General features: G+C 59.2%; 12 protein-coding genes. 1 reads left to right on the top strand and 11 read right to left on the bottom strand.

Annotated elements, in window-relative coordinates; translation table 11 throughout:
• Positions 1-2: 2 nt before the first annotated feature.
• The 11 genes from CCK88_RS06630 to CCK88_RS06680 form a co-directional block, all read right to left on the bottom strand.
• Entirely contained in the window at positions 3-1232 is a 1230-nt protein-coding gene (locus tag CCK88_RS06630) for a phage portal protein (protein ID WP_086469680.1), read from the bottom strand.
• Positions 1232-3166 (bottom strand): terminase large subunit, encoded by a 1935-nt coding sequence (locus CCK88_RS06635; RefSeq protein WP_086469681.1) that lies wholly within the window; start codon positions 3164-3166, stop codon positions 1232-1234. The genes CCK88_RS06630 and CCK88_RS06635 overlap by 1 nt, the downstream gene beginning before the upstream one ends.
• Positions 3126-3521 carry a hypothetical protein gene (locus CCK88_RS06640; RefSeq protein ID WP_086469682.1) on the bottom strand — a complete coding sequence of 132 codons (396 nt, stop codon included), beginning with the start codon at positions 3519-3521 and terminating at the stop codon, positions 3126-3128. Before CCK88_RS06640 ends, CCK88_RS06635 begins: the two co-directional genes overlap by 41 nt.
• A gap of 117 nt (positions 3522-3638) precedes the next feature.
• The gene (locus CCK88_RS18765) at positions 3639-4052 is read right to left on the bottom strand and encodes an HNH endonuclease (protein WP_086469683.1); all 414 of its coding nucleotides are present in this window, start codon (positions 4050-4052) and stop codon (positions 3639-3641) included.
• A 297-nt stretch (positions 4053-4349) separates the two neighbouring features.
• Positions 4350-4556, bottom strand: coding sequence for a hypothetical protein (locus tag CCK88_RS06650; protein WP_086469684.1), 207 nt, complete (start codon positions 4554-4556; stop codon positions 4350-4352).
• 182 nt (positions 4557-4738) lie between these two features.
• Positions 4739-6025: a hypothetical protein gene (locus tag CCK88_RS06655; RefSeq protein ID WP_086469685.1), complete on the bottom strand. Its 1287-nt coding sequence runs from the start codon at positions 6023-6025 to the stop codon at positions 4739-4741.
• 376 nt (positions 6026-6401) lie between these two features.
• Positions 6402-7247: a hypothetical protein gene (locus CCK88_RS06660; protein ID WP_086469686.1), complete on the bottom strand. Its 846-nt coding sequence runs from the start codon at positions 7245-7247 to the stop codon at positions 6402-6404.
• Between the two features lie 503 nt (positions 7248-7750).
• Positions 7751-9823 (bottom strand): bifunctional DNA primase/polymerase, encoded by a 2073-nt coding sequence (locus tag CCK88_RS06665; RefSeq protein WP_170926379.1) that lies wholly within the window; start codon positions 9821-9823, stop codon positions 7751-7753.
• An 81-nt stretch (positions 9824-9904) separates the two neighbouring features.
• On the bottom strand, positions 9905-10156 hold the full coding sequence (locus tag CCK88_RS06670) for a hypothetical protein (RefSeq protein WP_086469688.1): 252 nt from the start codon (positions 10154-10156) through the stop codon (positions 9905-9907).
• Positions 10153-10362 (bottom strand): helix-turn-helix transcriptional regulator, encoded by a 210-nt coding sequence (locus CCK88_RS06675; protein ID WP_086469689.1) that lies wholly within the window; start codon positions 10360-10362, stop codon positions 10153-10155. Before CCK88_RS06675 ends, CCK88_RS06670 begins: the two co-directional genes overlap by 4 nt.
• A gap of 86 nt (positions 10363-10448) precedes the next feature.
• Positions 10449-11621 (bottom strand): tyrosine-type recombinase/integrase, encoded by a 1173-nt coding sequence (locus CCK88_RS06680; protein ID WP_170926380.1) that lies wholly within the window; start codon positions 11619-11621, stop codon positions 10449-10451.
• Between the two features lie 265 nt (positions 11622-11886).
• On the opposite strand from CCK88_RS06680, the gene CCK88_RS06685 reads away from it, so the two are divergent.
• Complete coding sequence (locus CCK88_RS06685; protein ID WP_086469690.1) at positions 11887-12477, top strand: hypothetical protein; 591 nt, start codon at positions 11887-11889, stop codon at positions 12475-12477.
• Positions 12478-12491: the final 14 nt, after the last annotated feature.

The following is a 12491-nucleotide window of genomic DNA, read 5'->3' on the forward strand; positions in this document are numbered from 1 at the left end:
TCCTATGCGGCCGCAGGCGGCGCAGGGTTGTTCTGGTTTGCCGGCGGCTGCATGCCGATCTGATCGGCGCGCTGCATTGTGCCGTTGACGATCAGGTGGTTTCCGCCGGGAAGCGGCGCCTTGTCTTCGTAGGCCCGGGCTTCATTCTCGGTGTAGATACCGTTCGTGACCATCTTCGACAGAAACTCGGCACGGGCCGTACTGTCGCCGCGCAGCAATCCTTCAACTGAGAACTTTACGCTCAGAGTTTTGCGCGTCGAAGCATCCATCAAATCGCGACGGATCGAAGCTTCGATGCTGCGTAGCATGGGTGCCAGGCAGGTCTTGATGAATTGCAGGATCAGCTGCTCAATGCCGCTGCCCCAGGTGGTCGTACCGTTGGAGGCATGTCCGATCATCACCGGTGGAACACCGAAGATGCGGCAGATCTGCTCGACGCTGAATTGGCGCGTCTCGATCATCTGGGCGTCTTTGGGGTTCACCGTGAGCTGGTGGTATTCGAGGCCGGCCTCGAGCACCATCACCTTGCCGGCGCGATCGGACCCAGCGTACTGCTGGAGCATGTCGCCGACCTGCTTGCGCTGCTCAGGCTTCAAGATTTGATCGCTCTTGAGGAAGCCCGACGCTGACATCCCACCGGCGAACCACTTGCCGGCCGCCTTCTCAGCAGCGCGAGCATTGCCTACGGTGTTGGCCACGTAGCCGATGGGTGAAAGTCCGCGGTCGCAACCAGGAAGCACCGCGCCACGCACATGGAACATGCGGTCTTCGCCGATCTTGCGCTTCTTGCCGTCCTCGGTAACCTCGTACACCCGCTCATTGCGGCTGTTTCTCTGCACATCCACCTTGAGCGGGTGGATGGGATTTAGCGCCACGAGCTTGCCGCCGTTCATTTTCTTCTCGGCGAAGAAGTTGCCGTCGAGGCAGAGGCACAGTGCGACCATGCCCCAGAAATCCGCAGCTGTGTCGTCCATGTTCGGCGCATCATGCAGCAGGTCGTACAAGTCATCGCCTGTCGCGCGCGTCACGCCGTCCTGATCGTAAACGATGCAAGGCAGAGTCTTTACCGAGTTGGCAATCAGATTGACGCAAGCCCAGACGGCATCGAGCGCCATTGCCTTGTCGTAGCTGACCACCTCGCCGCTGTCCGTGCCGAGGCCGAAAAAGCCCCGCCAGAACGCGCCGTCGGTGAGCTTGATGGGCCGTCCAGCCCATCGGTCGAAAAAGCCCATCAAATCACCATGACTGGGTTGGAAAGGAAGTCGTCGAGGCTCGGCTTTGCAGGTCCGGCCGTTTCAACAGCCACACCCACCGCCATTGCCGCCGCGACCGCAGGGTCGATGCGCACCGTGGCCTTGGTCTTGTTGAACCACTGGTTGCCCATGAGCGGGTCAGTCTCAATATGGACGCCCATCAGAGCGGTCAGCGTCACTGGCGAACGCCGGATCCGCACACGCTCCTCAAGGATCAGTTCTTCGAGCGCCGCGACTGACCCTGGCATCCAGTGTCCCAACGGAACAGGCAGACCGGCTGCCTTGGCAGCTTCGACCTTCGCCTCGCTCGGCTTGGCGCGCTTCTTGCCGCCCTGTGGGTGAGCCACGGTCTCAAATTCGAGCCCGTAGTTGTCGAGCTCTTCCTGAAACTTGTCGTAGGCGTATTTGTCGTAACCCAGCTCGCCGATGCCGTGGCTGGCGTCGATACGCGCGAAGTGTGCCGCGACATGGTCGAACCGCACCCTGCCGCCTTCCGGCGCGTTCAGGTAAGGCTGACCATCGATGTCATTGCCATCCGCATCCTTGTGCATCTGCGATGACCAAAGGCGATATGGCACGTGGTCGACTTTCGACCGCTCGTCCATTGTGTCGCTCGGGGTCCAGCTTTCGACCCACAAGTCATAGGTCGGCAGATCGGCTTCGGTGCCATCGGCTTTCTTGACGCGCTTCACACCCGTCTCGATGCAGAACGCCGCCGAGGTCAAATCCTTGGTGCCGGACAGGTCGAGCCCCGCCCCATTGATCACGCGACCTGCATGTTCGGCATAGGGATCGAAATCCGCCATGACCTTTTCGAGCATCGGCCGCGGTATCCACGCCGTGTCGGACTCGGTCCAGACGCAGAAGTGCAGCCGCAGGATGCCGTTGCGCTTGCTCGGGATGTTCCGAGCCTGGGCGACGACGTCGTTGATGTACTCGTACTTCAGCGTCACGCCGAGCAACGGGTTCGCCTTGATCCAGCACGACGGGTCCGTGAATGGGTCGTCGTTCTTGTCGAGAGCGCACACATAGGCGAACGCCGTGTCGTCGATCACCTCGCCGACATAGCTGAAATCGTCGTCCAGCGTTTTCGTGCCGGCGGCGACCTGCACTGCGTGCTGGTGCTCGGCCCAGCAAACCGAGTTGCGATCCGAACCGGAGTTCGTGATCATCAACAGCAACGGCTGATCGCGGAATTTAAAACCGCGCTCGAGCATTTCGATGACCTTGCCATCGGGATGCTCATGGATTTCGTCGCAGAGCGCCACGTATGGGCGCGGCCCGGAGTGCGCGCCCTCTCGGCTGATCGGCCGGTAAAAGCTGCGCGACTTCAGGTCGGCAAGGTTCCAGATCGGGTTGCCGCCGGATGGCGTCAACCTGGCCTTGAGTGCCGGCGACTGATCATACATCGCGACGGAGTCGCGGAACAGCACCATCGCCTGGGCCTTGTCCTTGCCCGCGGCGTAGATCTCGGCGCCGGATTCACCGTCTGCCGTCATGCAGTAGAGGCCGACCGCTCCAGCGAACGGTGACTTCCCCTGCCCTTTTGCCTGCTCGATATAGGCGCGCCGGAACCGGCGCACGATCTTGCCATCCTCGTTGGTTCGCTTCCACCCAAAGATGGACCCGGCAATGAACACCTGGCTAGGCTGCAGGATGAACGGCTTGCCCTCGAACTGCCCGCCATTGAGGCGAAGCACGTCGCGGCAATAGCCAACGAAGCGCTCCACGGCGTTCAAGTCCCAGATCAAGCCACGCTTCGAGCCATGCACCAGGTCGTCGAGGTGGCGACGGCATGCGTTGCGGACGTGTGGGCCGGCGACGGTCTCTCCGGCAACAACAGACCGCGCATATTCGGTGACAGGGTCCTGCCTAGTCGAAGTACTTCGCTGACGGGTCGGCTTGGTCGCCATCTGGTTTGGCTCCTGCCTTCGACGCGTCTGCGGGTGTGGCTCCCATTTGCCCGAGCGCCTGCCTCAGGAGGTTCAGCGCCTGCACGCCGACGTCCTGGCCAGCCATGAGGCGGCCGCGGATGCTGGCAGCGATCTCGAGAAGCCCGCGATGCGAACTGTTGAGCCACGGAATTTCTTTGCGGGTGACAACCCAGGCGGTGCGGATCAGCGCACCCTCGGTGTCAGTCATCCAATCGGGCGGCGGGCCAACGTCGTCGTTGACCAGCGGCTCATTGCGGTTCTCAAACCGCCCTTTGTCGTGCTTGTCGCGGCCAGTGGCTTTAGCCTTGGCCGCCGGCGTGCGGGGCCTCGGCATAGTCGGTCCTAGCTACCCATAGGGGGTCAACATTTGAATTGCGGGAATGCACGCTTTGGGGGGCGCGCGCTGTGCGGTCGGTCGGCCCTCGGACTTTCAACCCACCCCGGGGCGGGGTCAGATCGGCCATCCGTCCGGTCCGAACGCAATCACGGTCTTGCCGCTCTCTTCGAGCCGCTTATCGCTGTCGTGACACCTCTTGCAGAGGCTCTGAAGGTTGCCTGCATCGTAGAACAGTTCCTCGTCGCCTTTGTGCGGCTTGATGTGATCCACGATGGTGGCGGGCTCGACTACCTCTCGTCTGAGGCAGTACTCGCATAGCGGCCTCTCATCCAGATGCCTGTCTCGGAGAGATAGCCATCTCTTGCGGCCATACAGATGTTGCCACGGTCGCTTCTCTCGGTAAGTCACTCGACTGCCCGATGAGTTTGCCCGATGGAATTGGTGATCATTCACCCCTCCCGCGAAAACATCCTGCACCGATGCCCAATGAACCCCCTCCCTAAAGGGAGGGGGGTTCTCATCGGGCATATCGGGCCGGGTGTTTTGGATGTTTCGAAATGCCCATTTGCACGATGCTGCCCGATGGCCTCAAAATCCATCGTGCAGCCAGCCATTCCGGGCGTTACAGGCGTTTGCACGATGGAATTTGCACGATGGATTTCATCGGGCATCGGGCAGAGGTTTGCACAATGGTGCACGATGACATCAAAAATCCATTGGGCAGCCCGGAAACCGGGCGTTTGCGGGTGATTTAGGCAAGAATGGCCGGTTGACCGAAATGGCCATTTTGCACGATGCCCAATGGCGCCCGATGGACGCTAAAAGTCATTGGGCAGATTGCGGCGGTCGCACGAATGGGACCACGTTGCGCACCTCACCGAAGGTAGTTCGAGTGAGCGGAAGCTGCAGGACGGCGACCTGTTCGCCCTGGTTGTTCGTCACGATGCTGGAGAACGACACGCCGTCGACTGGCCGGCCATCGCTGTAGAGGTTGAGCGAGCCGGTGTGGTCGCGAAGCAGTTCAGTGGACATGGCGGCTCCTCAAATGCAAACGCCCGTACGATGGCGGGCGGGTTACAACCTCTTAATTTTTTGGCCTGCTCCAGATTAGCTGCGCTAATTGAGGTATTTGCTGCTTGCCTTAATACGGGCTGCACGCCTCCTCGTGCCCTGAAGCGCGTGTCGATCCACGCCGCTGGAGCAGGCCAAAAAAACTAAGCCGCTTCTATTTCGGCAAACAAATCCTGCTTTTCTTGGTAGGCCAGCCAAATCAAAAAGCTTCGGTCGACTACGTTAAGGGTTTTGCTCGTCTGATCATAGTCGAGAATCAAAGGCCTGACACTTTTGCTTACCTGTAAAGAAGCGGCATTTTGTAGTGCCTGAGTTATGTTGCCCTCGTTAAGACTCTGCCCTGCAGGGTGAACTGATTTAACGGCAGTGGACAAAGCCGACCGTCGCAATCCTTTTTCAAGATCGGCAACGTCGACGTCGACCACGGCCCTCAGTAGCCATTTGTACATGTCTAATTCGGTCTTCTGAAAACCTTCAGCGAAATTCTGAATGAATGCCGTATATCTTCCGGCCTGACTTTGCACGACCTCTTCGATGAGGTCCTTAGCAGACACGCCGTCGCCGACCATCGTGTGTTCTTGGCACGTCTGGTAAACACCTGCCGCAGCGCAGGCCAACAGACAAGCTTCCTGCACGAGGTATACAGCGTCAAATGCGTTCGAGATAACGTCGTCGCGAAAATTTGGAGCAAAAGAAATGTTCAGCAGCGCTTCTCCAGCAGAGATAACCTGCTGCAGTTCGTCAGGCTTCCACTCATCAGCGTCGACCGACACTACACGACCTGCTAAATCACCGTTGTAGTATACAAGCCTATTTTTCTCTCTCCATACGCCCACTACAACGAAGCATATTGAGGAGTTCTCATGGAAACTTTTTAATGAAAATGCGAAATTGCGCTGAGTATCAACTGGAAGATAATGAAAATCTTCGAGGATGATATACTGATCATGCCCAATCTCGCCAAGCGCTGCAACAATGTCGTTTACGTCGCCGAGATCAAGTTCCAACCGAGCCGTTACCGTCGACTGTTCATCAGAGCCAGATCGCTCTAGCGATACTCCGCCCTCCGCGGACGCGACAAAAGGAACTTTACCCTTCCCTTTGAACTCGGCCAATACTTTGAACGCTCCTGAAACTGTTTTGGAGCTAGTCTGCTCAATTCTGTATCCACATCGCTTTAGAATGGCAGCATGAAGATCTGAAAGATTCATGGTATTCAAGCAACTAACAACGATGTTCTCATTGTCATTCAGCCAATGCTTTCGTAGGGAAGTTTTTCCCTGCTTAGATGAGCCGTACACGACAACATGCTTATCGCGCGTAAGGTTGCTAACGAAAACATCGTCCACTGATGGACGTGTGACATAATTTAGCGGCAACTCTCGACCAACGCCGTAGACTTCTTCCGCCTTATATATTTTCTCGACCACGAGACCCCCACAACAAGCAAAGTTGCAGTGGTTCTACCTGTTTGTGCGCGAAAACTCAAAGCCCCGCTCAACCATTTCTGGGAGCGGGGCTGATCGCCCGGCTGCGGAGGAGGACGCGCCAGGAGATGGGGATGAAGCGAACGTGCCTAGCACCTTGCGGCTCGTGAGAGGGGGGACGCTTCATTTCGGTCCCAACGCTCGGCTGTAGCTGGCACGCCACAATATCCGCGCTGCCAGGCGCGGCCACCGAATGCCGTTGGGATGTCACCCGGTCCAAGCCAGTCAAGGATGGCCGGGTCGCTGGTGAATTGAAAACCAGCGAAACGGTTGGAGAACAGTGCCTCCTACCCCTTCCCGCTTGGCGGTCGTTCTGACCCTAGGTCTGTTGCTCCAAATCCATCAGCCGGAGCTCGTCCTGAACCAATTGCAGTCCATCCATCACGAAAGCGCGGCCTATTGGCCCCGACGATGCACTGTTGCCGCCCTTGGCTCGGCCGATGGCCGAAAGTGTCTCGCCGTGCAGGACTGCATCTTCAAAGACATCGACCAGACTGCCCAAGCACGCGCGCAGCCGGGCGATGGCACGTTGGCTATCAATGTGGGCAATCAGCGGATCGTCGCCGTTCCACTTTTTTGGTGCGCGCTTCGCGGCCTTTATCTTGAATGTGGTGGCACCTGGCTTAGGTCCGTCGAATAGGTTGGCCTCGTCGTCAGGCTCGGCTGCTTTTGAGGATTGAAACGTGCCATCCGACACTACTGGGGCGCCGGCGATGCGCTTGATGCCATGCCGCTTGTCTTTGCCCGTGGCCATGTTGAACGTCTTCGACTGCAGGAGCGACTGAGCCTCGAGACTGGGGCCTGAGCCCATCATTTCGAATTGGGCCTCGGCGCTGTCGGAAATCGCCCTGTATCGCTCCGCCACGCGCAGCAGCGCTGTGCTGCGATCGCGGTTGAGCTGATCGCGCAATGGCCACGTGTCGTTGTCATTCGCCGCTGCGGGATCGCCCTTGGACTGGCGCTTGGTCAGCTTCTTGGCCATGGCTTGGTACGCTGGGGTGGGTTTCACCATACCATCCATCTCGGCGCGGCGCGCGATCACTCTGGCGATGGCTTCATCCTTCGTGGTTGGTTGGACTGACAGGTTGTCGTTCGCCGGCCGAAGCGCTGCTGCGTCGATGCGGGCGTTCAATGCAAGGCGCTGCGCGACGAAGTCACTCGCCATCTTTTGTCCAATCTTGGCTGCGCCACCAGATCTCAAACGCGTCGCTGTCAGCGACCGACATCCGAAATGCTAGATGGGGATTGAGTGGGCGCTTGCGGCGCGGTGCCGAAAACGACATGTGACGGACTGGCGGGGCGGGTCGCTCGTAGGTATCGTTTGCGCGGATGGCCGCCAGAATTACAGGATCTGGTGGCGGGATGGGCGACGGTGTAGGCCGCTTGCGGCGATGCTTGCGTGCCATGTGGTGCCCTCCGTGGTGGTTATATCGGGATGGCTGTGGCGCGGGTCAAACCGACCCAACCGAACTCGGTCAACACTTCCGGACAACCGGACACTTCCTAAAGAAGTGTCCGGAGAGTCCGAAGGGGGTGTCAGGGTGAAAAACTGTCCGGACAGTCAAAAGTCGTACCAATCTAAGTATCTGTTTTGTGGATGCTAATTTCAGGACACATTGTCCGGACAGAAAAATTTGTTGTCCGGACAACCCTCCGGACAATCCTAGGTCAGCAAACGAAAAACCACTCCCCGATCTGCCTCACTTTTCCGTCGGAAATCAGGCTGGTTTTCGCCCGATCGAACGCTCGCCGAACTGAATCCGGTTGCCCGCTTTGAGTAGCGGCATAACACTCCCGCCACTGGTCTAGATTGACCACGGAGACGCCGTTCGGGAAGTGGTGCCCATCGGGCTCAACACCACAGGCCTCAACGGCGTCGCCCAGCGCGTCAAAGACGCGATCTTTCGTTGTCTTGCCGCTGGACTTCAGCTTCTTGGGAGGATCTCCTTCTACGGGCACCACGACAGGCGCCTCTGTCGGCTCGCCATCCTCGTCGTTGCCGACAACAACCCCCTCCATGGAGAAATGCGTGATGACGCCGATCTCGCCATCGTTGGTGCCATCGCAGGTGAGGTTGTAGCGGGCGCCGTCGCGCTTCACGATGAAGCTGGCATCAACTGCACCATCGAGGTCAATAGCGCCCTTGCCGCGCTCGCCTGACCACGCTGTGTGGTGGACCACAGTCACGTGCGCCTTGGTGGCGTGCATGATTTCGTCGACCGACTGCACAAAGGAGGTCATGTCCTTCGACGTGTTCTGATCGCCCGCACCGAACACACGTGTCAGCGTGTCTAAAATGATCCAGCGGCAAGGTAGACCGCATGCCTCGGCAGCGCTGTTCACCAAGTGAGCAATTGACCGGGCATCGTCGAGGTTCTTGGTCAGATCAACTCGACCGCCGATCACCAACAATGGCACGTCCTGAACGCCGTGGCGCTTGCGGAATGCGAGCATGCGGCGCTCCGTTAGATCCTTGCGCTCGGCCGCGAAGTACACGACGAGGCCTTGATCGACTTTTCGCCCATGCCACTCCATGCCAGCAGCAACGTGGCATGCGATGTCGGTAATGATGACCGACTTTCCGGTGCCTGGTAGGCCGACGACCACTGTGAACTCGCCATATCCAAAGACACTTTTCACGAAAGACTTCTTCGGCTTAGAAGGTTCGATATCGTCGAACCAGGTGACGTCAAACCGCTCTCGCTTTTCCTTCCTGGGCGTGACTTCAGCTGCAGATGCGGATTGCTGTTCGACGGTCTCAGCACGACCCGTATCGGCGACACCCCTCATGGACTTAAAGCTATCCTTTGGTAGCCAAGCCGTTACGTCTTGCTCTGCGACAAATGTGGCCTCCGGTATATCGCGAGGGCTCTGCTCACCGCTGTCCAGGCCACTCTTGATCGTCGCCCGCGCCGAGTGCTCCCCATCCTTCGCGACATACCCATTTGCCATCGCCGCGCCGTACAGTCGCGCCTCTGCGTCGGCGCGTGTCATAGCTCCAGCCCCAATCAGAGTGCCCAAGTTGAAAGAGGCCTTGTTGAGTGCTCCGTTCCGGCCCGATCGCGTCGATACGAGTGCGGAGATTTCGCCGGAGATCGCTGCCTCGACATATGCGGAATTGTCGTTGGCATGACCTTGCTCGGGGATAGATGAGGTCGGCTGACGCTCTTTGACAATCATGGCCAGTAGCCATGCTGGAGCGTCGACGATGTCTTCGTCCGGATTGACCCAAGTGTATTGGGCGCCGGCCGACGTGACCGACCCCGGCACGATGACATAGCCACCCTGCCCTCGGATGTCAGCGCCGGAGGCGAGGCCTGGCCCCTGAGTGTTCCGCACGCCCTCGACATGTCGGAAATAGCGATGTTGCCCACCAGATGCAGTGTTGGCGGTGAGGGTGTCTGGAAGACGACCGTGGATCGCCTCGTGTTCGCGCAGCCAGTCGAAGCCGTTGGCGCCGACCTTCACGTCCAGGTCCAGAACGAACGCCCCTATCGCCTCGCCGGTCGGGACGCCAATCATAGCATTCGGGTTTTGCGTCCAGAACTGGCGCACGACGCGTTCCGAAGTTGACGCCTCGCGAAACCCGCTGCGGGTCAACGGCGACTTGGCCGTGAAAGCGATCCTGACTTCGCCGGTTTCGGGGTCGACGCGCTCGACATTCCCCGGCCGGCACGGAAACACCGGCCAATCGCGATCGACGTACTCGAGCGCATAATCGAGCGCGCGGCGAGGAGCCAACGGCCGAAGTTTTGGTAGAGGAGGCATTGATCACCTTGGAGCGGGGAAGATTGGTGGAGCGCTGAGGGCGCTCCATAGGGGTTAGGCGCGCTGCCAGGTAACGATCCAGGGCTCGCCTGCTGACCGACGGCGATAAGCCGTGTCAGGCACTTCGCCAACGTAGGTGTCGACGGCCAAAACCAAAGTGTCTATCGCCTCGAACAGCGCAGTGGCGCCCGCCATGTCGGTGCAGGAGCCCTCACCCATCACGATGATGCCGCGGCGTTCGGCGAAATCGTAAGCGATGCGGCGCAAATAGCACTGCAGCCGACCATCGAATGGCAGGCCGCTCATGCTGCGGCCTGTGCGCGGCTGTTGTCATTGGCGGGGCGCGCCGCAATGCGGTCTGCACACCACTGCTCGATCTCGCTCTTGACGAAGGCAATGCGCTTCGGCCCGATCTCTACCGCAGCAGGGAAGCGCCCTTCAGCCCGCGCCACATTAATGGCCGAACGGGAAAGGCTGGTGAGCTTGGCAACGTCTTTTATGGATATGAGCAAATTGACCTCCGGGTTGCGCCGGTCTCAAGCACCGGCACCAAGTCTCTTTGGCCCGGCGGTCGTCATGGTCAAACTGATCAGTATAATTATTTCGGGCTGGTGCAGAAGTTGGCCCAATCCACCATTAGCGCACGGCGCTTTTCAAGTGCATCAGATCGGCGATATGCTTGCTCGACGGCGTTGCCTACCTTATGCGCCAGCGCCGCTTCGGCGATCTCTCGCGGGTGGTTGGTCATGTCGCCTGCCCAATCTCGGAACGCGGAGCGCATGCCGTGGACAGTCACGCCGGCGGCGACTTTTTTTAAGCTCTTGCCCATGGTCATATTTGAGATCGGCGTCTTGAGGTCTTGACCCGGAAAAACGAAATCGCAGGACTTCTTTTCTAGTCGGATCTTGAGGATCGCGACGGCCGCATCGGACAGCGGAACAGTGTGTTGCTGCCGAGCCTTCATGCGCTCCGGCGGAATGATCCAGACCTTCTTATCAAAATCGAACTCATCCCACCGAGCGCCGAAAACCTCAGCCGATCGCGACGCCGTGAGGATGGTGAAGCGCAGAGCCTCGGCCCCTACCCCGTCGAGGTCGGTAAGCTTGGCCATCACACCCGGCACGTCGGCGTAGGCGAGTGCGGCATGGTGCTTTACCTGCCGTGTGCGGGTCGGCAGCAGATGGATAAGGTTGCCGCTGCGCACGGCCGGATTATCGCCGGAGCGCCATCCCTTCACCTTGGCGAAGTCGAGCACCTTCTCGAGCCGCATGCGGAGCCGTGTAGCGGTCTCGGCCTTCTCCAACCAGATAGGCTCGAGAACCCCAACGATATCGTCGACGCCAATTTCCGCAACAGACTTGTTACGTATCGAACTGCAGTATGCGTCGCCCAACGTCTGTTCCCATTGCCAGCCATGCTTGCTATTGGACCAACCTGCCTTCTGCCCGGCAATGTAGTCGTCGGCCGCTTTGCCGAATGTTGGGATCGCTGCCACTTTCCGCTTCTCGGCCATAGGGTCGATGCCATCGGTCAGTTGCGCGCGGACATCGTCAGCCCGCTTGCGGGCCGCGACCAAACCGACCGGCGCCGTGCCTGAATTGTAGGAACCAAGCCCGAGCTCGCGCCGCTTGCCCTGCCAATGATAAACGAAGATCCAGGATCTCGTGCCAGACTTGGACCGGCGCAGATAAAGCCCATCGCCATCGCCCAGCAGCGTCTTTGTGCTGGCGTTGATCTGGGTGACCGTGAGTTTGTTCCGGGCCACTTTCATAATCCTTTTCATAATCTGGCGGCTTGTCACAAGTGGCGACAAAAGACAGTAATGTCAAGGATTGCGCGGAAAACCGGGCTTTAAGGCGCTTCTCAGGCCAACAATGTCAGCAATGGTATGGTGGAGGCGGAAGTCCCCTCCACCACCCCCCTGATCACCCGATCAACAACGCCTCCGGCCTTAACCGCGTCGGCGCGTGGGCTCTCGACTCTCTCGATCCGCTCTGGTTGATAATCGCCCTGCTTATGAGTTGGGGGACTTATCCATGGCACAATTCCGTCACGTGGCGCGCCTGGGGCTGGCTGCGATCACCGCCCTGCTGGCGATCCCGGCATCGGGCCAGGACACGCTATCCTGGGGAGAGGTCGGCAACTGGTACATTGCCGTCGACCCGAGCCTGGCCAATTCCTGCTTCGTCATGAACGAATATGACGACGGCACGGTGTTGCGCATCGGGCTCGACATGTCCTCGTCCGACGATCGCTGGTACATCATGTTCGGAAACGACCGCTGGCGCTCCATCGAGGTGGATGGAGAATATGACGTGGCGCTGCAGTTCGACCGCGAGGCGGAATGGACGGCCATCGCCTCCGGCGTCAATATGGGCGACGACATCAACTTCCTCTACGTGTTCGGATCAGACGTCGATTTCTTCGACGAATTCGTGCGCAAGAACGCGCTCAATCTCAGCTATGAGGGCGAGGCTATCGCCCATCTGAGCCTTTCGGGCAGCGCCCGCGCGATCAACGCCATGATCGAGTGCCAGGAGGCCCAGCTCGATGCGCCCGCAGCCGACCCGTTCGCGGGCAAGTCCAAGAAGAAGGGAACGCCGGCCAACGACCCTTTCGCCAACTGATGGCGACTGCGCCG

Origin of the sequence: Devosia lucknowensis, from assembly GCF_900177655.1 — a bacterium.
GTDB classification, from domain to species: Bacteria; Pseudomonadota; Alphaproteobacteria; order Rhizobiales; family Devosiaceae; genus Devosia; species Devosia lucknowensis.